Here is a 20,836-nt window from a genome sequence, read left to right as displayed (position 1 = left end):
CCACGTCATGAAGCTCGATGACGCTGCTGCCCGCCTCGAAGCCCTCGGCAATACCACGCGCCTGAAGATCTACCGGGCGCTGGTGCGCGCGGGCCATGCCGGCCTGCCGGTCGGACGGCTGCAGGAGCGGCTGAAGATCCCCGCCTCCACCCTGTCGCACCACGTCAAGACGCTGGTCGCGGTGGGGCTGATCTCGCAGCTGCGCGAGGGCACCACCCTGGTCTGCCATGCCGAATTCGACGTGATGCGCTCCCTGCTCGGCTTCCTGGTCTCGGAATGCTGCGCCGAGGACAGCGGCTGCAGCACCGCGAGGCCGGCGGCGTGATCATTTGTCGACTAATTCGATCATTCTAGAATAATAGGAGGAAGCATCATGGCAAGAGCAAAGACGGTCGCCATCATCGGCGCCGGCCCGGTCGGGCTGGCCGCAGCAGCGCATGCGCTGGAGGGCGGCCTCACGCCTATCGTGCTGGAAGCAGGTCCCGAGGCGGCACATGCAGTGCGGCAGTGGCAGCACGTCCAGCTGTTCTCGCCATGGAGATACAACATCGACACGGCCGCGGCGCGGCTGCTCGCGGCGACGGGCTGGAATTCGCCGGACCCCGAGGTCTATCCGACCGGGCGCGAGCTGATCGAATTCTATCTTGCGCCGCTTGCGACACGCAGCGCGCTGCGCGAATTCATCAGGACGTCGCATCGCGTCACCGCAATCAGCCGTGTCGGTTTCGACAAGGCCAAGTCGAAAGGACGCGCCGGCGCGGCGTTCGAGATCCGCACTCGCAACGGCAAGGGTGACGCGGCGCTGCAGGCCGACGCCGTGATCGACGTCTCCGGCACCTGGTTCTCGCCCAATCCGGCCGGCAGCAACGGCCTGCCCGCGCTCGGCGAGACCGAACATGCCGGACGCATTACGTATGGGATGCCCGATGTGCTGCAAGCGCAGCGCAGCCGCTATGGCGGCAGGACCGTCGCCGTGCTCGGCGCCGGCCATTCGGCGATCGGCACCCTGATCGACCTCGCCACGCTGGCCGAGGACGCCGCCGGAACGCAGGCGATCTGGCTGCTGCGCAGTGACGACCCGGCCAAGGCGTTCGGCGGCGGCAGCGCCGACCAGCTCGCCGCCCGCGGCGAGCTCGGCATGGCCTTCGCCGCGCTGGTGCGCTCGGGACGCATCCGGGTCGAGACCGGATTCCACGTGTCGCGGATTGCTGATGATGGTGGCCAGCTCTCGATCATCGCCGTCGGCGACCGCAGCGTCAGCGCCGACGAGCTGATCGTCGCCACCGGCTTCCGGCCCGACTTGTCGCTGCTGTCGGAGCTGCGGCTACGGCTCGATCCCGCGATCGAAGCCCCGGTGGCGCTGGCGCCATTGATCGATCCGAACGAACATTCCTGCGGCACGGTGCGGCCGCACGGCGCGCGCGAGCTGGCGCAGGCCGACGAGCCCGGGCTGTATGTTGCGGGCATGAAGAGCTATGGCCGCGCGCCGACCTTCCTGATGACGACGGGCTACGAGCAGGTACGCTCGATCACGGCGGATATCGCCGGCGACAAGGCGGCCGCAAACCGCGTCGAGTTGAAGCTGCCCGAGACCGGCGTCTGCACCCGCGGCGGACTGGAAAGCATTGCAGCCTTGTCGGGCTGCTGTGGCGGCCCCGCTCCGTCAGGCGTAGACACTTGCTGCGCCGACGACGCCAAGGAAACGACCAAGGCCAAGGCTGCGGGGCGCACCGGCTGCGGCTGTTCGTGACGCCGCGCCAACGAGAGGGTTCAAGGGAATGCAGGCACGACGGCTGGGCGTGGTCATCGCTCTCGGCACCGCCCAGACGCTGGCATGGGGATCGAGCTACTATCTGCCGGCGATCCTCGCCGACCCGATCGCCAGGGATCTCGGTCTCTCCAACAACTGGTTCTTCGCCGCCTTCTCGGCCTCGCTGATCATCTCCGGCCTGCTCGGCCCGCGCATCGGCCGCCAGATCGACCGTGTCGGCGGCCGGCAGGTGCTGTGCGCCTCCAACATCGTGCTCGCGATCGGCCTCGCTTTGCTCGGCCTGTCGCACTCGCTCTGGGTCCTGGCAATGGCGTGGCTGTGGCTCGGCGTCGGCATGGGCCTCGGCCTCTACGACGCCGCGTTCGGCGCGCTCGGACGCATCTACGGCCGTGATGCGCGCGGCGCGATCACCGGCATCACCTTGATCGCGGGCTTCGCCTCGACCGTCGGCTGGCCGCTGAGCACGCTGGGCCTCGAGACGATCGGCTGGCGCGAGACCTGCTTTGCCTGGGCGATCGCGCATCTCGTCATCGGCCTGCCGCTGAACCTGTCGCTGCCACGCGCGATCGAGGCCGCAACCGGCGACGCGCAGACCACCAAGCCGAACATCCCGCTCGACCGCGCGATGGTGCTGATCGCCTTCGCGATGGCGGCGGCCTGGACCGTGACCGCGGCGATGGCGGTGCACCTGCCGCGGCTGATGCAGGCGTTCGGCGCGACGCCGGCGCAGGCGCTGTTCGCGGGCATGATGATCGGGCCGGCGCAGGTCGCCGCGCGCGTATTCGAGGCCGGTTTTCTCAGCCGCTTCCATCCGCTCGCCTCGGCACGGCTCGCCTGCATCACCCACCCGATCGGCGCCCTGACGATCGCGCTGTTCGGCGGCGGCGCCGCGGCCGCCTTCGCGCTGCTGCACGGCTCCGGCAACGGCATTCTGACAATTGCCCGCGGCACGCTGCCGCTGGCGATCTTCGGCCCCGCCAACTACGCCTACCGGCTCGGCCTGATCGGCGCGCCGTCGCGGATCTGCCAGGCCTTCGCGCCGCTGCTGTTCGGCCTGCTGATCGACGTGCTCGGCCGCGGAGTGCTGATCGTGTCGGCGAGCCTCAGCCTGTCGGCACTGGCGGCGCTGACGCTGCTGTCGGCCACGCGCAAGGAGGCGGCCATGCCGGGCAGCGCGTCCGACAAGGCGGCATAATCCCGCAAGCCGGGCCCTGGCGCGTAGGACTTCCTTAACCAGCATTCGGCGTCCGCGCGCCCGTTGACCGCTGTCGTGCAGCGTCGGGGCTCGCATATACGAAAAGTTGAAGGTTGAAACGGAACGATGCTCCGTGATCATACGGGGGGCGTTCACGACACGATGGCATTGCAACGCACACACATGCTTCGTGTCGGGGCGGTCGTCGCCTCCGTCGGGATTTTCCTGGCCGGCGCCGATTTTGCGGTGACCGCACTGATCGGCGACCAGACTGCGCGCCAGATCAACGAACTCAGCAAGGTCGCACTGCGCCGCTCCGAAGCCGCGATCGATTCGGCCGGCGCGATCCTGAACCGTCTCGTCGCGAAAGGCCCGATGGATTGCAGCGCCGGCGCGCTGCAGGCGCTTCGCCTCCACGTCTATCAAGGCACGATCGTGAAGGACATCCGCACCGTCGACCGCGAGGGATCGGTGCTGTGCGCGGCCTATTCCGAGACGCTCGAATTCGACAATGGCTGGGCACGGCGGGAGGAGATGTTCCAATCCGCAGACGGCCAGCTGCGGCTGTTCCGTGTCCCGCAGTTCACCGGCGCCGCTTTCGGCGTGCTGCGCGACATCGATGGGCAGCGGTCATTGGCGGCGATCCTGCGCATCGACGGCAACCTGCTCGACGTGATGCCGGTGGGCCTGCGGACCCAGAGCGACGTCACCCTGACGTTGCCCAACGGCGAGCAGGTGGCGGGCTATCATCCCGACGCGTCCTCCAGGCCGCCGGCGCAGACCGTCGCCTTCACCACGGTGTCCGATCGCTATCCGCTGCAGGCCACGATCCATGTGCGGCCGCAGAGTCTGAGCGCGCGCCAGGACATGGCCTACCTGCTGACGATGCTCGCCGCGGGCGTGCTGGGCGGCGTGTTCGGGTTGCTGCTGGCGAGCTATCTGAACCGGCCGGTGGATCCGGTCGCCGAGCTCGATCGCGCGCTCGCCGCGCACGAGTTCAAGCCCTATGTGCAGCCGACCTTCAGACTGAAGACCGGGGACATCATCGGCGGCGAGATCCTGGCCCGCTGGGAGAAGCCGGACGGCCGGCTGATCCCGCCGATGAGCTTCATCCCGCTCGCCGAGAGCAGCGGCCGCATCGAGAAGCTGACCTGGCAGATCCTCAAGAGCGCGCTGCGCGAGCTGCAGCCCGAGATGCGGCAGGACAAGCTGTTCAAGCTGTCCGTCAACATCACGCCGCGCCATCTGCTTGGCGACGGCTTCGTCGATGATTTGCGCAAGGTGGTCGCGTCGTCGTCCGTCTCGACGCGCCAGGTCGTGCTCGAGGTCACCGAGCGCGAGGAGCTCGCCGATCTCAACAAAGCGACTGATGTCGTGAAGGAGCTCGGCGAGTTCGGCTTCCGCATCGCACTCGACGACGTCGGCATCGGCCATAGCGGCCTGTCCACCATCCAGCGGCTCGGCGCGCGCATCCTGAAGATCGACAAGTTCTTCGTCGACGCGATCACGCGCGACCAGTCCGCGGTCGTCGTCGTGCAGATGCTGGTGGCGCTGGCGCGCGAGCTCGACATGTCCGTGGTCGCCGAGGGCATCGAGCAGCAGGAGCAGGTCGATGCGCTGATCGCCTGCGGCGTCGAGGAAGGCCAGGGCTACCTGGTCTCGCCGCCGCTCTCGCTCGATCGTTTCAAGCAGTTCCTCGACGTGCACAACGCCTCGGCAGCGGCGGAGGGCCGGATCTCCAAGCCCGAACTGGCGGCGTGAATAGTCCTTGTTGCGAACGCGCTGCACTGCACCGCGACTGTAAGAGACTCACTGCTTGACCATCTGGCCGCGGATCTCGCCGCCCGGATTGGCCTGTGTGTGGACGTTTGCATACCATTTGCCCGCGAGCAGATCGGTGGCCTGCGCGTCGGTCAGCACGGCGGTCCCCGTGATCGGCGGCTCCGGGCTCTTGAACGGCAGCACGATGCCGGCATTCTTGCCGGGCTCGCTCGGACCGTGGAAATGCGCGCCGATCGGAATGCCGGTCAGGCCGGAAAAAGTGACCTTCCAGGTCAGTGTTCTGGTGGCGGTGTCGAAGCTCGCCTCGGCGGCGCCCGTCGCGGTGCTGGCGTTCGGCGGCACCTCGTTGGCGGCCTTGAGCTCGGACTTCAGGACAATGGTCTCGGCGTGGGCCTGCGGAGCAGCCGCGACGCAGACGGCCACGGCCAGCAGCGCCAGATGAACGAGTTTCCGATGCATGGTTTCCCCCTTTTGGTTTTGTGCACTCTGAGCGTCGGAGACCCCGCAGGCAAGCCGATATTCCGCGGAGCGCGTTCGGATGCATGCGGTAGCGACGGTGGCCGCGTTGATTGAACAATCCCGCCCCCTGTGCCAAACAGGACGGGAACACAGAGGCCTCGATAGAAAGCCATGGCGGATCGAATGGTTGCTTCGAAGACGGCGCGCGGCAAGGTCGGGCGGCCATCGCTCGAACGTGCCGGCGAGGTCGAGGAGCGCATTCTGGATGCCGCCAAGACGGTGTTCCTCGCCCACGGCTTCGAAGGCACGAGCGTCGACGAGATCGCGCAGACCGCGCGCGCCGGCAAACCGACGATCTATGCGCGCTTCCCCAGCAAGGCGGCGCTGTTCGCAGCCGTCATCGGCCGCCAGGCGGCGCGCAACACGCAATATGAAAACCTGGTGCCGCAGGGCCGCACCCTCCGCGCCAAGCTGATCAGCCTCGGGCTCACTCTGATCGAGCGCGCCTTCTCGGAAGAGGTGGTTGGGCTGATGCGCTCGGTCATCGCGGAAGGTCCACGCTTTCCGGAGCTGACGTGCGAAATCCAGGACTCGGCTCGCCAACGCGCCACCCTCAACGTGGGCCGCATCCTCGGCGAGCTCGCACGCACCGAGGGTCTCGCCGGCAAGGGCGCTTTCGCCGCTGACCGGATCGAGGACACGGCGAAGATATTCATCGATCTGGTGGTCTTTTCCGTGCTGTTCCGCGGCCTGCTCGGCGAGGACATACGCGCGTTGAAGAAGGAGGCGCAGGCGCATGTCGAGAAGCGTGTCGACTTCTTCCTTGCCGCGACGACCTGCCGCTAACCCTTTGCGTCCCTGTGCGCGCCTCTTGCGTTGCGCAGCTCCGGAAAGATCGTCTCGTCCTGCAGGATGACGTCGGCCGTCCGCTGGTATTGCGCCGTCAGGAGCTGCACCGCGTGCTCGACATCGGCGTTCAGCACGGCCGTGACGATCGCGGCGTGCTCTTCGCCGACGGCGCGTGACGGAAACGCCTTGCGCATCGACAGCCTGCGATAGCGATAAAGCTGGTCGGCAAGCTGGCCGCAGAACGCGATCAGGGATTGCGAGCCGCAGTTCGAGATCAGGACGCGGTGATAGATCCGGTGCAGCTTCTCCCACTCCGGGTTGTCCTCGAAGGTGGTCGCGCTGAGCGAACGCGGCGCCCGGCTGAGCCGATGCTGCGCCAGCACCAGCTGCTCCTCCCATTGCGGCGTCGCAGCCGCCATCGACTCGCGCAGTGCCAGCGCCTCGACCCAGCAGCGCGTCTTGGTCAGCTCGGCGAGCTCGGCGCGGCTGATGTCCTTCACGTAGAAGCCGCGCTGCTCGCGCACCTCGACCAGGCCGTCCGCCGTCAGGCGGTTGAGCGCCTCGCGCAGCGGCGTCTGCCCGGTCTGATAGGCCTCGGTCAGAAAGCGCATCTGCAGCTTGCGCGACGGCGCGAGCCGCCCGGACAGCAAGTCCTCGCGCAGCCGGTCATACACATGGCTCGCCTGGGTCGACGGGCCCTGCCCCTCGGCCTCTACAACCGCATCCACGCCCAATCTCCTCTGAATCAGAACGACATATATAGAGCCTGGCTAGGAATCATAAAACTTATAAATTCTGATTGATTTAGATTTTTTATGTAATAAAAGAGCTGAGCCGGATCGCCGGCCACGGACAAGAACATCGCGCGCCCCCGAACCGGGGTTCGCGGCTGGAGGACACGCTCATGACCCGGTTTCCGGTCACGGCTCTGCGCAGTGTCGATCTGGGCACGCCCGATCTGGCCCGTTCGGAAGCGTTCTATCGGGAGACCTGGGGGCTGGAGCGCGTCGCTGCGGCTGACGGCGCCGTCTATCTCCGCGCAACGGGCAGCGACCACCACGTCGTCGCGCTGCACCGGAGCGACCGCACCGAGCTGAAGGCGGTGACGTTTCGTCTCGCCGATTCCGACGATTTCGATGCCATCAGCCGCAACGCCATCCGCGAGGGCGCGACGCTGCTGTCAGCGCCGGCGCCGAACCCTGCACCCGATGGCGGCGTCATCATGAGCCTGCGCGGCCCCGAAGGCGGCGTACTGCGCTTCGTCCGCGGCGATATCAGGCACGAGGCCAAGTCGCCCAGGCCGGAGCTTCCGGAGCGCCTCGCCCACGTCAATCTCAACAGTACCGACGTCGACCGCACGGCCGCGTTCTACCAGAACGCGCTCGGCTTCCGTCTGACCGACCGCTCGGCGGCGATGGCGTTCGTCCGCTGCAACTCCGACCATCATGCGGTGGTGATCGCTGCGGCCAAGGTGAACGGGCTCAACCACGTCGCCTTCCTGATGCCGACCTGGGAAGGCGTGATGCGCGGCGCGGGCCGCATGATCGATGCCGGCTACCCGATCGCCTGGGGCGTCGGCCGCCACGGTCCCGGCGACAACGTGTTCGCCTACTTCATCGATCCGGTCGGCACCGTCATCGAATACACCGCCGAGGTGCTGCAGGTCGACGACGACTATGTCGTGCGCGGTCCCGAACATTGGATCTGGCCGCCCGGCCGCACCGATCAATGGGGCATCGCGCCGCCAAAGGCCGATCACGTGAAGGCCGCGCAGCTCGCGGTCAGCTACGCCGCCTGATCAGATCCTTCCTTCAGATACGAGTTCGAGCTTCATGTCCGCCTCGTCAGATAAGAAACATTTTGAGGTCGTCGTGATCGGCTTCGGGCCGACCGGCGCCATCGCCGCCAACTTGCTTGGCGCTGGCGGCATCACGACGCTCGCGATCGACCGCGCCCGCGACATCTACGACAAGCCGCGCGCGATCGCGCTCGATCACGAGATCATGCGGCTGTTCGACAATCTCGGCATCGCCGAACAAGTCAGCCGCCATGTCGCCCCGTTCCCGGCCTCCGAGCATTTCGGCGCGCAGGGACAATTGATCCGGCGCATCGACATGGTCGCAGAGCCCTACCCGCTCGGCTACACGCCGAGCATGGTGTTCACGCAGCCGCCGGTCGAACAGGTGATGCGCGACCATGTCACGAGCTATACCTCCGTCACGGTCGAGCTCGGCACGACCCTGGTCGCGATCCGGCAACACGCGAAAGCAGCCACGGTCGTGTTGGAGCAGGACGATGGTGGCATTCGCGAGATCACCGCCGACTACGTCATCGCCTGCGACGGCGCCTCCAGCGCCGTGCGCCAGCAGCTCGGCATCAGCTTCGATGATCTCGACTTCGACGAGCCATGGCTGGTCGTCGATCTTCTCGTCAATGAGTCCGCCATCGGCAAACTGCCGGCGACCGCCGCGCAGTTCTGCAATCCGGCGCGGCCGACCACCTACATCGTCGGCCCCGGCAATCATCGCCGCTTCGAGATCATGCTGCGGCCGTCCGAAGACCGGCACGCGATGGAAGACCCGCAGCAGGTCTGGCGGCTGCTCGCCCCCTGGCTCGCCCCGGAGGACGGCAGACTGTGGCGCGCGGCGAGCTACCGCTTCCATGCCCTGGTGGCGAGCCGCTGGAGCCAGGGCCGCGTCCTGCTCGCCGGGGACGCCGCGCATCAACAGCCGCCCTTCATCGGCCAGGGCATGTGCCAGGGCCTGCGCGACGCGGCCAACCTGTGCTGGAAACTCGCGCGCGTGCTGCGCGGACAATCAAGGGCGGCGCTGCTCGACAGCTACGAGGCCGAGCGCAGCACCCATGTGCGCGAGCTGACCACCCGCATCAAGGCCATCGGCCGCGTCATTTGCGAGCAGGATCCGATTGCTGCCGCGGCACGCGATGCGCGTATCCTTGCCGAAGGCGGCGGCGCGCCGCGCACCATCACGCGGCAGGAGATCGTGCCGCCGCTGACCACGGGCCTGCTCGCGACCAAGGCGAACGCGGCCAACGGCACGCTGTTTCCGCAGCCCTGGATCATCAGCGATAGTGGACGTGCACTGCTCGATGGTGTCGCCGGCACCGGATGGCGGCTTGTTCTCGACGGACGCGGCGCGCTCAATTCGAGCGCGATCGATGCTGCGACGCGCGACGCCGGCATCAATACGATCACCATCGGCGGCGCTGGATTGGCCGAGGAAAGCGGCGTCGTCGCGCGCTGGTTCGAGCGCCACGGCTGCAGCGCCGCGCTGGTGCGACCCGACCACTATGTCTACGGCGTCGCGACGGACGCGCCGGAGCTCGCCGCGCTGCTGAGCGAGTCGAACGAACGACTGCACTAATCAAAACAAGAATATCAAACGGGGAAACGCCATGACGACATCAGCCGACACTGCCAGAAGCCCTGTGGGAGGACGCGCGATCGCCGTCCTGATCATGCTGTTCCTGTTCCAGACGCTGAACTTCTTCGACAAGCTGGTGTTCGGCCTCTCGGCGGTGCCGATGATGAAGGAGCTGGGCCTGAGCCCGAAGGATTTCGGCCTGATCGGCAGCAGCTTCTTCCTACTGTTCTCGCTGTCGGGCATGGCGGTCGGCATGTTCGTGGTCGGCCGCTTCCCGGTGAAGTGGCTGCTGCTCATCATGGCCGGCGTCTGGTCGGCGACGCAGATCCCGATCTTCTTCTCCGGCTCGATCGCGGTGCTCGTGATCTGCCGCATCATCCTCGGCGCCGGCGAAGGCCCGGGCCTGCCGACCGCACTCCACGCCTGCTACAACTGGTTTCCCGCCGACAGGCGCAGCGTGCCGAGCGCGGTGGTGCTGCAGGGCATCAGCGTCGGCCTGCTCGCCGGCGGCCCGATCCTGACCACTATCATCGTGAGCTACGGCTGGCGCACCGGCTTCCTGTTCTGCGGCCTGCTCGGCCTTGCCTGGATGCTCGGCTGGTTTGTCGTCGGCGGCGAAGGCCCCTACTCGGCCGCGCAAGCGCCGGAAACTGCAATGGCCAAGGACAAGGCGCTGCCGGCGCGCGTGCTGTGGGCCGACCCGACCGTGATCGGCGTCATCATCATGTCGACGGCGTCGTACTGGATCGTCGGCATGTCCGCGACCTGGCTGCCGCCTTTTCTGCAGCTGGGGCTCGGCTACAAGCAGGTCGAGGTCGGCTGGATCATCTCCGGCATCTATCTGTTCCAGTCGCCGCTGCTGCTCGGCGGCTCCTGGCTGACGCAAGTTCTGCAGCGCAGGGGTTTCAGCCTGCGTGCCTGTCTCGGACAGGCCTCGGGTCTCGCGCTGCTTGCCGCCGGCTGTGCGCTGCTGCTGAGCATCGTCACATCAGGCCCGCTGCAGCTCGCCTGCGTCGCCATCGCCTTCGCGGCGCCCAGCCTCACCACGATCTTCGGCCCGGTCGCGCTCGGCGCCATTGCGCCCGCGGTGCAGCGCGGCCGGCTGATCGTCGTGATCTACTCCGGCAACGCGGCATCGGCTCTGGTGTCGAATGCGCTCACCGGCTGGATCGTCGGCGAGGCCGGCGCCAACGCGCCGCTCGGCTATGCGCATGCCATGACCTTCACCGCCGGCGTGCTGATCGTTGGCGCCATCTCGGCCTTTGCCCTGATCTTCCCGGAGCGCACCATGGCGCGCTTCGCGAAGTCGGCGCAAGAACCGGCTTCTCCCTCCGCCGTACCGGCGGTTTCGACCTGAGGACATCAGATGAAATTTGCAAGCTTCACCATCGACAATGCGCCGACCTGGGGACTGGTCGAGGGCGACGCCATCGCCGATCTCGGCGCGGTCCTGCACGATCGCTTCCCTGATCTGAAGTCGGCGATCGCGGCCGACGCGCTGAAGGAAGCGGCTGCAGCCGCGTCCCGCGCCAAGCGGCATCCGCTGTCCGCCATCACCTTCCTTCCGGTCATCCCCAATCCCGACAAGATCCTCTGCATCGGCCTCAACTACGAGACCCATCGCAAGGAGACCGGACGCTCCGAGGTCGAGAATCCCACCGTGTTCGGCCGCTTCGCCAACAGCCAGACCGGGCATCTCACCAACATCATCCGGCCGCGGGTCTCGACCGATCTCGATTTCGAGGGCGAGCTCGCGATCGTCATCGGCAAGCCCGGCCGCTACATCAAGCGCAGCGAGGCCTTCCAGCACATCGCAGGCTACGCCTGCTACAACGAAGGCAGCGTGCGCGACTTCCAGCGCCACACCCACCAGTTCACGCCCGGCAAGAATTTTCCCGCCACCGGCGCCTTTGGCCCGTGGCTCGTCACCGCGGACGAGATCGACGATCTCGGCCCGCTGCGGCTGCAGACGCGGCTGAATGGCGAGGTGGTGCAGGACGCCACGATCAGCCAGATGATCTTCGATATCCCGCGCCAGATCGAATACTGCTCGTCGTTCACGCGGCTAGAGCCGGGCGACGTCATCGCCACGGGCACACCCGGCGGTGTCGGCTCGCGCCGCACGCCGCCGCTGTGGATGAAGCCCGGCGACGTGGTTGAGGTAGAGATCGACCGCATCGGACTGCTGAAGAATGGGATCGTAGACGAAGCGGTTTGAGCGTCCGCTCTCTCCGCCGTCATTCCGGGGCGCGCGACAGCGCGAGCCCGGAATCCATAACCACGAACGTCAATCATGTTCGAGGTGCATGCCCCAGCGGTCTCGCCAAGCCATGACCGCCTGTGGCTATGGATTCCGGGCTCATTCGCGCTGCCCCAAAATGGCTTCGCCATTTTGCGCGCGAATGCCCCGGAATGACGGTGCGTTTGGCGAAGCAGCGCCCCCGCTCAACGTACCATTGATGGCCGAGCCTGCCCAAGCGACCGCAGCGGCTCAGCGCGGCGATGCTGGCCCGGCAAGGCGCACCACCAGCGCCAGCGCGGCGACGATCGGCGGGACGACGAAGCACCAGCTGCCGAGCCGCACGAACAGCAGCGCGGCTGCGCCGCAGCCGAGCGCAAAGGCGAGCACGTTGACCGCCATCTGGACGAGACGCGCGGACGGCGGCGCCTGGCTCTTGTCACCGACGTAGATGCGATCCGCGAGGTCGATCATCACCTGCGTCGTGGTGCCGGTCATCAGGGTCGAGGGTGGCGCAGTCGGCAGATGAATCCGGTGCACGGCGTTCTGGATCGCCATCGCCGCCACCAGCACCATGCCGGTGATGATGGCCTCATGGCTGTCGCCGTTGTCGAACGGGCCGAAATGGACGGCGAGCGCGGCACCGAGCATGAGCAGCACGAGCTTGACCGCGATCAGCACCTCGAACGCCCGCGACCACCGCCGCGACAGCAGCGTGCCGGCGAGCCGCGTTGCGATCACGACCACGCAGAACACCGGCAGCGCCAGCAGCTTCGCGACCGCGCCGGAGGTGCCGAGCGCCAGCGCCGCGCCGAGCGTCACGAAGTTGCCGGTGACGTGGGCCGTGAACAGGCCCTGCAGCGCCAGGAAGCCGGCGGTGTCGACATAGCCTGCGTTGACGCTGAGCAGCAGCGGCACGACGCGCGAGTCGGTGGAAGCCATGTGATTCCGCTTTCGTTGTTCAGAGCGCGTATTTGAGTTCGAGGCCGATGTAGTCGCTGTCGTGACCACCAACGCGGCGCAACGTATCACCGATCCTGTAGTGCACGGCCTCCAACGCGCCGGTGAGATTGGCGTTGAAGCGGTAGTCGGCACGCAACTGCGCGTAGACCCCAGACCACAGACTGCCCTGCCCAGCCGTGCCGGCGACCGCGACATTGGGCTGGACATAGATCGCATCCGCCGCGGTCGCGCGCCACTGCAGGCCGATCGCCGCCATGACCGAGAGATCGGCCGCCGGCTTGACCGTCAGCGACGGCTTGACATGGATCAGGTTGGTGTAGCCGGTGAAACCGGCGAGCGAGAAATAGTAGCCATTCGGAAACAGCGGATTGAAGGTCTCGATCCTGTTGTCACCGCGATGGCGGTCGCCGGAGGCGCCATCGAGCTGCAGGCCGATGCGCGGCTGCCAGGCGAATTCGGCAAACGTGTAGCCGGCCCGCGCGCCGGCGCCCCAGGCCCGGATCTGCTTGGCCCCGACCGATCCCGCCTGCCCCATTGCCTCGAGATCCCAGTCGAAGCCCGCGAGCTTGCCGGCGAAGCGGATGTCGAGCACATGGCGACGCTCGTTGCCGGTGGCATCGAGGAAGCGCACATTGTCGCGCTGATAGTAGGAATAATACGACGACAGCTCGTTGGTGCCGAGCACCTGGCGCTCGACGCGCAGGGTGTGAAACTGGAACTGGCCATTGGACGTGTCGTCGAACGGCCGCACCAGATTGTACTGCACCGGCTGGCTGACGAAGCCGATGAAGCGCCACGGGCCGCTCTCCCAGTCGGCCCACAGTGCATCGAAGGACTGGCGCACGTTCGGGCCGTCGCGCGACGACACGAAGCGCTGCAGGTCGAAGTCGAAATCCTGCCGGCCGACACGGGCCTTGAAGGTGCCCTTCTCCGTCGTGTCGACATAGGCGAGGAACGCGAGCCGGAGATCGAGCGGGTCCTGGTCGACCGACGTGATGTTGGCCTTGCCGAACGCGCGGTCGTCCTCGAGCTGGACGAACAATTGCCAGTGCTCATTGAGATGCGCGTCGGCGTGGATCTGCAGCCGCTGCAGCAGATGCGAATCGGGCTTGGTCCCGCCGATGCCGAAGCTTGCCGCGTCCAGGCTCTCGAACCGCTCGCGCAGGGTCATGCCGAACGAGACATAGCTCTGCGGGTTGCCGGGCTGCAGCGGGATGTACTTGATCGGGTCGAACGGGGCCGTACGCAGCGCCGGATTGGCCAGGACGGACCAGTCCTCCTGCCAGCGATTGGTGCGGATCGTGGGGCGCGCGGCATTGTCCTCGGCAAGAGCCGAATTGGCAGTGCATAGCGCAGCGAGCATCACGCTCGCGACCGCCGCCTTCGCCAGAGCCCGTGCCATCCGCAACTTCGCCGGCATCTCCCCCAAGGCTCCTACTTCACGACCGCATGAATCTCCGCGACATAGCCGCCGGGAAACTGCACGACCGCCTGCTCGCGCTTGTCCGAGGTGAACGGCTCGACCAGTACGGTCGCGCCTGTTCCTTTCGCCTTGTCCAGGGTGGCCTTGAGATCGGCAACCTCGTAGCCGGTCATCTCGCGACCGAACGGATACGGCAGATGGCCATCGGTGACCAACACTGTCATTTTTCCGAACGCAGACTCGATGCGGATGCGCCGATAATGATCGTTCGAGCGCCCGATCTCAATGCCCGGCGCCTTCGCCTCGTCGGACACCACCTTGCCATGGGAAAAACGCAGGAAGGCGCGCGTGAAGGCTTCGGCACGCCCGCGCGAGACGTAGACGCGATTGTCCGGAACGGTCTGGAACGCGGGATAGGACGGCTTGGTCGTGTGCCAGTACAGCTGCATGTTGACGCCGCCCGGCCATTGGATCACGGCATCGCGTCCGATCGGATCGGGGAACGGCGCCACCACCACGTCGGCGCCGGCGGCCCTGGCCGCCTTGATCGCATCATCCAGGTCGGTGACGAGATAGCCGGTGCGCTCGGCGCCGAACGGATACGGAATACCCGTCTTGAAGCCGAACAGCGACACGGTGCCGACCGGCGTCTGCAGCAGCTGCGAGGTCGTGCTGCTCGGCGTCGGCGTCACCGTCACCACCACCTGCTTCGTACTCTGGCCGCCGAAGGTGGCGAGGAAGCTGGTCGCGAATTTCTCGACATCCTCGGGCGCGACGTAGACGTGCGTGGTGTCGTATTGCGCGCCGACGCCGATGAGCGGCGCGGGCTTTTTCGCGAGAACGGGCGCTGCGAGCAGCGTGGCCGCGAGCGCAGCGCTGAGCAGAGAACGACGACGGAGCATGGCAACCTCGAACGAATGGATGAATTTACGCGCGGCGCGCGCGCATCGACATGGAGACGAGCACGAGGCCGGCGATCAGCCCGAGATGCTCGAAGAAGGCGTTGAGGGCCATGAACCGGTCATGGCCATCCATGTGCCAGAAATCGTTGGCGGTGAGCATCGCCACTGATGTGAGCACGCCGAGCGCGCCGGCGCCGAGCCAGACGAAGCGGTTTACGATGACCAGCACCGAGCCGATCAGCTCGACGGCGATGGCAGCCACCGCCCAGAGCCACGCCGGCTGCAGGCCGAAATGGGCCTGCTCGGCGATGGCGCCAGGGAAGTCGACGAGCTTCTGGATGCCGCCGATCAGATACGCCGACACCAGCGCAAGCCGTGTCAGTGGCCATAGCCACGGCCAGTCGAGAATCGCGGCGATTGGCCGTGGCGTGTCGGACAGCGCCGTCATCTCAGACCGCCCAGCAGGCGCAGCCGAGCGCGCCCCAGAAGCTCTTGAGATCGGACACCGGCAGGCTGGAGGACCAGGCGCGCGCATGATCGTGGCCATGCATGCCGCAGGCGCTGGCACAGCCGCACATCTGCATCGCCTGGGCGCGGACGGCGCCGTTGTCGTCCTTCTCCAGCCAGGCGCCGTAGCCGCCGAAGCGGCGCACCGGCGACCACTCCGGCATCGCCGGCGGCGGCGCGGCCTCGTCCAGCGCCTTGAAGTCCGACGCCGCGTAGACGATGCGGCCGCCGACCATCGTAAGCTCGCTCGTGGTGTCGGCGATCTCAGCCTCCGCACAGGAGAAGTAGTCGCGATCCGGCACGATCAGGTCGGCGAGCTGGCCGACCGCGATGCGGCCCTTCTTGCCCTCTTCGTTGGAGAACCAGGTGACGTTCTCGGTCCACATCCGCAGCGCGGTTTCGCGATCGAGGCAGTTGCGCTGCGGCGTGAGCCTGAGGCCGCCGACGGTGCGACCGGTGACCAGCCAGGACAGCGAGACCCAGGGATTATAGGACGCGACGCGGGTCGCGTCCGTGCCGGCCGAGACCTTGACGCCCTTGTCCAGGATCTTCTTCACCGGCGGCGTCGCCTCGGCTGCGCCAAACCCGTAGCGCTCGACGAAATATTCGCCCTGATAGGCCATGCGGTGCTGCACGGCGATGCCGCCGCCGAGCGCCGCGATACGGTCGATCGACTGGTCCGAGATGGTCTCGGCATGATCGAAGAACCAGTGCAGGCCGTCGAGCGGGGTATCTTGATTGACCCTCTCGAACACGTCGAGCGCACGCGAAATGGTCTCGTCATAGGTCGCGTGCAGCCGCCACGGCCATTTGTTCTGCGCGAGAATGCGCACGACCTCCTCGAGCTCGCCCTCCATCTCGGCCGGCATGTCCGGCCGCGGCACGCGGAAATCCTCGAAATCGGCGGCCGAGAACACCAGCATCTCGCCGGCACCGTTGTGGCGGAAATAGTCGGTGCCCTGCTTGTAGGACGATGTCTGCGTCCAGCGCAGGAAGTCGTCCTTCTCGCCCTTCGGCTTCTGCGTGAACAGGTTGTAGGCCAGCCGGATCGTGAGCTGGCCGTCATCGGCGAGCTTCTGGATGACGGCATAGTCGTCCGGATAGTTCTGGAAGCCGCCGCCGGCATCGATCGCACCGGTGACGCCGAGCCTGTTCAGCTCGCGCATGAAGTGCCGCGTCGAGTTGAGCTGATAGTCGAACGGCAGCTTCGGCCCCTTGGCGAGCGTCGCATAGAGGATCGCGGCGTTCGGCTTGGCCAGCAGCAATCCGGTCGGATTGCCCTTGATGTCACGCATGATCTCGCCACCGGGCGGCTGCGGCGTGTCCTTGTCGTAGCCGACGGCGCGCAGCGCGGCGCCGTTCAGAATGGCGCGGTCATACAGATGCAGCAGGAACACCGGCGTGTCCGGCGCGACCGCGTTGAGCTCGTCGATCGTCGGCAACCGCTTCTCGGCGAACTGGTGCTCGGTGAAGCCGCCGACCACGCGCACCCATTGCGGCGGCGGCGTGATCGCGACCTGCGCCTTCAGCATCGCCATGGCATCAGCGAGCGAACGGACACCGTCCCAGCGCAGCTCCATGTTGAAGTTGAGCCCGCCGCGGATGATGTGCAGGTGGTTGTCGATCAGGCCCGGCAGCACGCGCCGGCCCTTGAGGTCGATCACCTTGGTCGCCGGCCCTGCCAACGGCATCACGTCCTGCTCGTGGCCGACGGCCGTGAAGACGCCGTCCTTGATCGCGACCGCACTCGCCGTGGGATTGGAACGATCGAGCGTCGTGAGCAGGCCACGATGCAGGATGAGATCGGGATGCTCGCTCATGAGGCCTTCTCGCCTTGCGCCGGAGGATTGGTGGTCTCTGCCCGGCCGTGATGGCCGGGCAGCAGGCCGAAGATGTGGGTGGCGCAGGCGGCCTTCTGCCACGCTGCCGAAAGGCTCGTGCCGTCGAGGAGCTGCTTGCTCACGGGAATGACCTGCTCACCGAGCAGGATTCCGAGCAGGCCGACCAGCGCCACCAAGGGCGGCGCCGGCGAGCGCACCTGGAGCAGGCTGTAGATCACGCCGACCAGCAGCCCTGCCCCGAGCGAAAACAGATAGATCTTCATTGCGCCGCCTCAGGCCACCTTGGCGCCGCCCTCGGAAGCGTGTTCACCGAGCGCCCATTTCGAGAAGCGGACCTGGATGCCGTAGGGCGAATGCGCCTTGAGGATCTCCATCATGCCGTCATAGGTCTCGGCCCGCGCCCAGTCCTGCTGCAGCTCGAAGGCGTATTGGCAGGACGTGATCGGCACCGCACCGGCCTGGATCGCCCGCTCCATCGAACGGTTATGCGCTTCCACGGACAGATCGCCGCACGCATCGGCCGGGATGTAGATCTCATAGCCTTCCCTCAGCATGTCCAGCGTCGGAAACATCACGCAGGCCTCGGTCCACAGGCCCGCGATCACGAACTTCTTGCGGCCCGTGGCAGCGACGGCCTTGCGGAAACCCGCGTCCAGCCAGGAGTTCATCGAGGTGCGGTCGATGATGTCGTGGCTCGGATACAGATCCGTGATCTCCGGCATGAAGGGCCCGGAGAAGGAATCCTTTGCCACGGTCGTCAGCACGGTCGGGATCTTGAACAGCTTGGCGGCCTTGGCGAGAATCTGGACGTTGTTGAACACGCCGAGACGGTCGTGCGACTGCACGCCCTGATACATCGCCGGCTGATAGTCGATCAGCGCGATGGCGCTGTTCTGCGGGGTCAACATTTCGAGCTTGGACATGAATATCTCCGTGGAAAACGATTCGATTGAGTGGATCAGGTGAGTGGATCAGGCGAGCGAGCCGCGCGGCGCAGCGCCGCCCGGTGCGAAACGGCGCCACGCCAGGACGCCGAGGAGAATGAAGAGTGCGAGCGTGACGAGTTGTGCCGCCGCGAACGGCGGCTCGCTCTGGGTCGGCGCCAACGCATTGAGCACGCCGATCTTCTGGAACGACTGCACGATCGCGACGAAGACGTTGAGATAGAGCGAGAGCAGCGCTGAGACGACGTAGACCGACCGCCACCGCCCCGACAGCGCGAACACGTAGAGCGCAGCGGCGGCCGCAACGAGCAGCGCGAGCAGGATGATGCCGATGATCCGCGGCGGGTCGAGACCGAACGGCGGCAGCGGAAAGCCGGTCACGCCGGTGAGGAAGGTCGTGGCCAGGAACAGCGCCGCCCAGACCGCCAGATGGCGGCCTGCCAGCATGCCCGCGAGCATGACGAGCCCGGTCGCAATTCCGATCAGGCTCAGCACCACGTGAATCTGAAGAAACAGAGTCGTCGGAATTCCCCAGCTCATGCAAGCCTCCTCTGATCAGCTCTTGATGAAGGACAGCAGATCGGCGTTGATGGTCTCGGCCTCGGTCGTCGGCATGCCGTGCGGAAAACCCTTGTAGGTCTTCAGGGTGCCGTTCTTCAGGAGCTTGGCCGACAGCGGCGCCGAGTCCGCGTAGGGAACGATCTGGTCGTCCTCGCTGTGCATGACCAGCACCGGCAGCGTGATCTTCTTCAAGTCTTCGGTGAAGTCGGTCTGCGAAAAGGCGACGACGCCGTCATAATGCGCCTTCGCGCTGCCCATCATGCCCTGGCGCCACCAGTTCTGGATCACCGCTTCCGACGGCTTGGCGCCGGGCTTGTTGTAGCCGTAGAAAGGTCCTGCCGCGACATCGCGGTAGAACTCCGCGCGGCGGGTGGCGACCTGGGTCTGGAAGTCGTCGAACACCGCCTTCGGCAGGCCACCCGGGTTGGCGGCCGTCTGCACCATCAAAGGCGGCACCGCGGCGATGATCGCGGCCTTCGCAGCCCTGCTCTCGCCGTGACGCGCGAGGTAATGCACCACCTCGCCACCGCCGGTGGAATGACCGACATGGATGGCGTTCTTCAGGTCGAGATGAGTCGTGAGCGCCGCAAGATCGTCGGCATAATGGTCCATGTCGTGACCGCCGGCGACTTGGGCCGAGCGGCCATGGCCGCGGCGGTCATGGGCAACGACGCGGAAGCCGCGATTGAGGAAGAACAGCATCTGCGCATCCCAATCGTCGGACGAAAGCGGCCAGCCATGGCTGAACACGATCGGCTGCCCCGAGCCCCAATCCTTGTAGTAAATGTCTGTGCCGTCGTTGGTTTTCAGAACAGCCATGATCTCTCTCCTGCGTCCCGTCTCGCGCCGGCGGCTGCGACGAAATTCGTATCGCGGCCCCGCCTGGCAGATGCTATGCAATCTCATGTGCACCTGCACAATGATCCGAGGACGCCAAACCACTGGCTCCAGAAGGCCAAGGGGATGCCGCAGCTTCGAACAACATCGTCCTCATGGATGAGGGGCGTCGCCATCACGCTGAACGAGCAAGGGCTCGACGCGGCGGCGCTGTTTGCCGAGGTCGGCCTCTCGATCAAGGACCTCGACGATCCCGATCATCGCTGGCCGACCGAGGAGCTGAGCCGGCTGTGGACATTGGCTGCCGAGCGCTCGGGCAATCCGGACATCGGCCTTGCAAATCTCGATGCGCCGCGTCCCGATCACTATGGCGTTGCCGGCTATGCGATGATGTCGAGCCCTGATCTGTTGACCGGGCTCACGCGTCTCATCCGCTACATGTGCCTGGTGAGCGACGCCGTTGTCATCACGCTCGAACCGGGCAAGGGCGGCCGCTGGGTGCGCACCGACGTGTTCAGCGGCGAATGCCCGATCCCGCGGCAGCGCTATGACTATGGCGTCGTCAATCTGCTCAATCTGTGCCGCTGGATGCTGGACCGGCCGTTGACGCCGCTGGCCGCACGCTTTTCGCACGCGGTGCCGATGTCGATCGCGGCCTACAACAAGGCCTTCCAGTCGCCGCTCGAATTCGATGCACCGTTCAACGGCTTTCTGGTGTCGGACCAGGATCTCGCCTGCAAGCTGACGACATCAGCGCCTCAGCTCGCCGCGATTCACGACCGCATCGCCGACGAAGCGCTCGAGCGTCTCGTCAAGACCGATACCGCACATCGCGCGCGAGCGGCGATCGCCAAGCTGCTGCCCGACGGCAGCCCGCTGCGCTCGGCCATCGCAGCCGAGCTGGGCTTGAGCGATCGCACCTTCCAGCGCAGGCTTGCCGATGAAGGCCTCTCCTTCAGCGATCTCGTCGAAGACACGCGACGCGAGCTCGCCCAGCGCCATCTTGCCGATCCGCGCATGACGCTCGCCGACATCGGCTATCTGCTCGGCTATGCCGATCAAAGCACCTTCTTCCGCGCCTCGAACCGCTGGTTCGGCGAATCGCCGGGCGAGTATCGCTCCCGGGTGGTGAACGGACACCGCCGGGAAATCGCGCTCGCGCGCGGCACGTAACCCGCCG

General features: G+C 66.4%; 21 protein-coding genes. 10 read left to right on the top strand and 11 right to left on the bottom strand.

What is annotated here, in order from left to right; genetic code table 11:
- Positions 1-7: 7 nt before the first annotated feature.
- The 4 genes from LQG66_RS35680 (at position 8) to LQG66_RS35665 (ending at position 4,727) form a co-directional block, all read left to right on the top strand.
- On the top strand, positions 8-325 hold the full coding sequence (locus LQG66_RS35680; protein ID WP_231320900.1) for an ArsR/SmtB family transcription factor: 318 nt from the start codon (positions 8-10) through the stop codon (positions 323-325).
- Between the two features lie 48 nt (positions 326-373).
- Positions 374-1,750: an NAD(P)-binding domain-containing protein gene (locus LQG66_RS35675; protein WP_231320898.1), complete on the top strand. Its 1,377-nt coding sequence runs from the start codon at positions 374-376 to the stop codon at positions 1,748-1,750.
- A gap of 28 nt (positions 1,751-1,778) precedes the next feature.
- The gene (locus LQG66_RS35670; RefSeq protein WP_231320896.1) at positions 1,779-2,966 is read left to right on the top strand and encodes an MFS transporter; all 1,188 of its coding nucleotides are present in this window, start codon (positions 1,779-1,781) and stop codon (positions 2,964-2,966) included.
- A 183-nt stretch (positions 2,967-3,149) separates the two neighbouring features.
- Entirely contained in the window at positions 3,150-4,727 is a 1,578-nt protein-coding gene (locus LQG66_RS35665) for an EAL domain-containing protein (protein WP_231320894.1), read from the top strand.
- A 48-nt stretch (positions 4,728-4,775) separates the two neighbouring features.
- Here the strand turns inward: LQG66_RS35665 and LQG66_RS35660 are convergent, their stop codons facing one another.
- On the bottom strand, positions 4,776-5,207 hold the full coding sequence (locus tag LQG66_RS35660; RefSeq protein ID WP_231320892.1) for a CHRD domain-containing protein: 432 nt from the start codon (positions 5,205-5,207) through the stop codon (positions 4,776-4,778).
- Between the two features lie 183 nt (positions 5,208-5,390).
- On the opposite strand from LQG66_RS35660, the gene LQG66_RS35655 reads away from it, so the two are divergent.
- A complete protein-coding gene (locus tag LQG66_RS35655; RefSeq protein WP_231320889.1) occupies positions 5,391-6,053 on the top strand; it encodes a TetR/AcrR family transcriptional regulator in 663 nt (220 codons plus the stop codon).
- Here LQG66_RS35655 and LQG66_RS35650 read toward each other — a convergent pair.
- Positions 6,050-6,784: a GntR family transcriptional regulator gene (locus LQG66_RS35650; RefSeq protein ID WP_231320887.1), complete on the bottom strand. Its 735-nt coding sequence runs from the start codon at positions 6,782-6,784 to the stop codon at positions 6,050-6,052. The genes LQG66_RS35655 and LQG66_RS35650 overlap by 4 nt on opposite strands.
- 176 nt (positions 6,785-6,960) lie before the next feature.
- Here LQG66_RS35650 and LQG66_RS35645 point away from each other — a divergent pair, with 176 nt between their 5' ends.
- From LQG66_RS35645 to LQG66_RS35630, 4 genes are read left to right on the top strand one after another with little or no spacing between them, the layout of a single operon-like run.
- The gene (locus LQG66_RS35645; protein WP_231320885.1) at positions 6,961-7,854 is read left to right on the top strand and encodes a VOC family protein; all 894 of its coding nucleotides are present in this window, start codon (positions 6,961-6,963) and stop codon (positions 7,852-7,854) included.
- A gap of 34 nt (positions 7,855-7,888) precedes the next feature.
- A complete protein-coding gene (locus LQG66_RS35640; protein ID WP_231320883.1) occupies positions 7,889-9,439 on the top strand; it encodes a bifunctional 3-(3-hydroxy-phenyl)propionate/3-hydroxycinnamic acid hydroxylase in 1,551 nt (516 codons plus the stop codon).
- Between the two features lie 31 nt (positions 9,440-9,470).
- Positions 9,471-10,796, top strand: coding sequence for an MFS transporter (locus tag LQG66_RS35635; RefSeq protein ID WP_231320881.1), 1,326 nt, complete (start codon positions 9,471-9,473; stop codon positions 10,794-10,796).
- A gap of 9 nt (positions 10,797-10,805) precedes the next feature.
- Positions 10,806-11,657 carry a fumarylacetoacetate hydrolase family protein gene (locus LQG66_RS35630; RefSeq protein ID WP_231320879.1) on the top strand — a complete coding sequence of 284 codons (852 nt, stop codon included), beginning with the start codon at positions 10,806-10,808 and terminating at the stop codon, positions 11,655-11,657.
- Between the two features lie 273 nt (positions 11,658-11,930).
- On the opposite strand, the gene LQG66_RS35625 is transcribed toward LQG66_RS35630, so the two are convergent.
- The 9 genes from LQG66_RS35625 to LQG66_RS35585 are packed head-to-tail and all read right to left on the bottom strand — an operon-like array spanning position 11,931 to position 19,638.
- Positions 11,931-12,620, bottom strand: a complete 690-nt coding sequence (locus LQG66_RS35625) for a YoaK family protein (protein ID WP_231320876.1) — start codon at positions 12,618-12,620, stop codon at positions 11,931-11,933.
- Between the two features lie 19 nt (positions 12,621-12,639).
- Positions 12,640-14,061 carry an alginate export family protein gene (locus LQG66_RS35620; protein WP_231320874.1) on the bottom strand — a complete coding sequence of 474 codons (1,422 nt, stop codon included), beginning with the start codon at positions 14,059-14,061 and terminating at the stop codon, positions 12,640-12,642.
- A gap of 14 nt (positions 14,062-14,075) precedes the next feature.
- Complete coding sequence (locus LQG66_RS35615; RefSeq protein WP_231320871.1) at positions 14,076-14,966, bottom strand: glyoxalase; 891 nt, start codon at positions 14,964-14,966, stop codon at positions 14,076-14,078.
- A gap of 25 nt (positions 14,967-14,991) precedes the next feature.
- Positions 14,992-15,414, bottom strand: coding sequence for a DoxX family protein (locus tag LQG66_RS35610; RefSeq protein ID WP_231320862.1), 423 nt, complete (start codon positions 15,412-15,414; stop codon positions 14,992-14,994).
- 1 nt (position 15,415) lies between these two features.
- Entirely contained in the window at positions 15,416-17,293 is a 1,878-nt protein-coding gene (locus LQG66_RS35605; protein ID WP_231320860.1) for an amidohydrolase, read from the bottom strand.
- Entirely contained in the window at positions 17,290-17,577 is a 288-nt protein-coding gene (locus LQG66_RS35600) for a XapX domain-containing protein (protein ID WP_231320857.1), read from the bottom strand. Before LQG66_RS35600 ends, LQG66_RS35605 begins: the two co-directional genes overlap by 4 nt.
- A gap of 9 nt (positions 17,578-17,586) precedes the next feature.
- Positions 17,587-18,237 carry a hydrolase gene (locus LQG66_RS35595; RefSeq protein WP_231320855.1) on the bottom strand — a complete coding sequence of 217 codons (651 nt, stop codon included), beginning with the start codon at positions 18,235-18,237 and terminating at the stop codon, positions 17,587-17,589.
- 48 nt (positions 18,238-18,285) lie between these two features.
- Positions 18,286-18,798 (bottom strand): hypothetical protein, encoded by a 513-nt coding sequence (locus LQG66_RS35590; protein ID WP_231320846.1) that lies wholly within the window; start codon positions 18,796-18,798, stop codon positions 18,286-18,288.
- A 15-nt stretch (positions 18,799-18,813) separates the two neighbouring features.
- Complete coding sequence (locus LQG66_RS35585) at positions 18,814-19,638, bottom strand: alpha/beta fold hydrolase (protein ID WP_231320844.1); 825 nt, start codon at positions 19,636-19,638, stop codon at positions 18,814-18,816.
- A gap of 144 nt (positions 19,639-19,782) precedes the next feature.
- On the opposite strand from LQG66_RS35585, the gene LQG66_RS35580 reads away from it, so the two are divergent.
- Positions 19,783-20,829, top strand: a complete 1,047-nt coding sequence (locus LQG66_RS35580; RefSeq protein WP_231320842.1) for an AraC family transcriptional regulator — start codon at positions 19,783-19,785, stop codon at positions 20,827-20,829.
- Positions 20,830-20,836: the final 7 nt, after the last annotated feature.

It is taken from the genome of Bradyrhizobium ontarionense, from assembly GCF_021088345.1.
GTDB lineage: Bacteria > Pseudomonadota > Alphaproteobacteria > Rhizobiales > Xanthobacteraceae > Bradyrhizobium > Bradyrhizobium ontarionense.
Note: the sequence above shows the minus strand (reverse complement) of the source record. Positions and strands in the feature narration are given on the sequence as shown.

What these genes read in the sequence shown, in the direction of transcription:
- LQG66_RS35600 (WP_231320857.1), bottom strand. Translation starts at nt 17,577, where the DNA reads ATGAAGATCTATCTGTTTTCGCTCGGGGCAGGGCTGCTGGTCGGCGTG.
- LQG66_RS35585 (WP_231320844.1), bottom strand. Translation starts at nt 19,638, where the DNA reads ATGGCTGTTCTGAAAACCAACGACGGCACAGACATTTACTACAAGGAT.
- LQG66_RS35615 (WP_231320871.1), bottom strand. Translation starts at nt 14,966, where the DNA reads ATGCTCCGTCGTCGTTCTCTGCTCAGCGCTGCGCTCGCGGCCACGCTG.
- LQG66_RS35580 (WP_231320842.1), top strand. Translation starts at nt 19,783, where the DNA reads ATGCCGCAGCTTCGAACAACATCGTCCTCATGGATGAGGGGCGTCGCC.
- LQG66_RS35595 (WP_231320855.1), bottom strand. Translation starts at nt 18,237, where the DNA reads ATGTCCAAGCTCGAAATGTTGACCCCGCAGAACAGCGCCATCGCGCTG.
- LQG66_RS35665 (WP_231320894.1), top strand. Translation starts at nt 3,150, where the DNA reads ATGCTTCGTGTCGGGGCGGTCGTCGCCTCCGTCGGGATTTTCCTGGCC.
- LQG66_RS35630 (WP_231320879.1), top strand. Translation starts at nt 10,806, where the DNA reads ATGAAATTTGCAAGCTTCACCATCGACAATGCGCCGACCTGGGGACTG.
- LQG66_RS35660 (WP_231320892.1), bottom strand. Translation starts at nt 5,207, where the DNA reads ATGCATCGGAAACTCGTTCATCTGGCGCTGCTGGCCGTGGCCGTCTGC.
- LQG66_RS35635 (WP_231320881.1), top strand. Translation starts at nt 9,471, where the DNA reads ATGACGACATCAGCCGACACTGCCAGAAGCCCTGTGGGAGGACGCGCG.
- LQG66_RS35675 (WP_231320898.1), top strand. Translation starts at nt 374, where the DNA reads ATGGCAAGAGCAAAGACGGTCGCCATCATCGGCGCCGGCCCGGTCGGG.
- LQG66_RS35610 (WP_231320862.1), bottom strand. Translation starts at nt 15,414, where the DNA reads ATGACGGCGCTGTCCGACACGCCACGGCCAATCGCCGCGATTCTCGAC.
- LQG66_RS35655 (WP_231320889.1), top strand. Translation starts at nt 5,391, where the DNA reads ATGGTTGCTTCGAAGACGGCGCGCGGCAAGGTCGGGCGGCCATCGCTC.
- LQG66_RS35670 (WP_231320896.1), top strand. Translation starts at nt 1,779, where the DNA reads ATGCAGGCACGACGGCTGGGCGTGGTCATCGCTCTCGGCACCGCCCAG.
- LQG66_RS35680 (WP_231320900.1), top strand. Translation starts at nt 8, where the DNA reads ATGAAGCTCGATGACGCTGCTGCCCGCCTCGAAGCCCTCGGCAATACC.
- LQG66_RS35625 (WP_231320876.1), bottom strand. Translation starts at nt 12,620, where the DNA reads ATGGCTTCCACCGACTCGCGCGTCGTGCCGCTGCTGCTCAGCGTCAAC.
- LQG66_RS35620 (WP_231320874.1), bottom strand. Translation starts at nt 14,061, where the DNA reads ATGCCGGCGAAGTTGCGGATGGCACGGGCTCTGGCGAAGGCGGCGGTC.
- LQG66_RS35605 (WP_231320860.1), bottom strand. Translation starts at nt 17,293, where the DNA reads ATGAGCGAGCATCCCGATCTCATCCTGCATCGTGGCCTGCTCACGACG.
- LQG66_RS35590 (WP_231320846.1), bottom strand. Translation starts at nt 18,798, where the DNA reads ATGAGCTGGGGAATTCCGACGACTCTGTTTCTTCAGATTCACGTGGTG.
- LQG66_RS35640 (WP_231320883.1), top strand. Translation starts at nt 7,889, where the DNA reads ATGTCCGCCTCGTCAGATAAGAAACATTTTGAGGTCGTCGTGATCGGC.
- LQG66_RS35645 (WP_231320885.1), top strand. Translation starts at nt 6,961, where the DNA reads ATGACCCGGTTTCCGGTCACGGCTCTGCGCAGTGTCGATCTGGGCACG.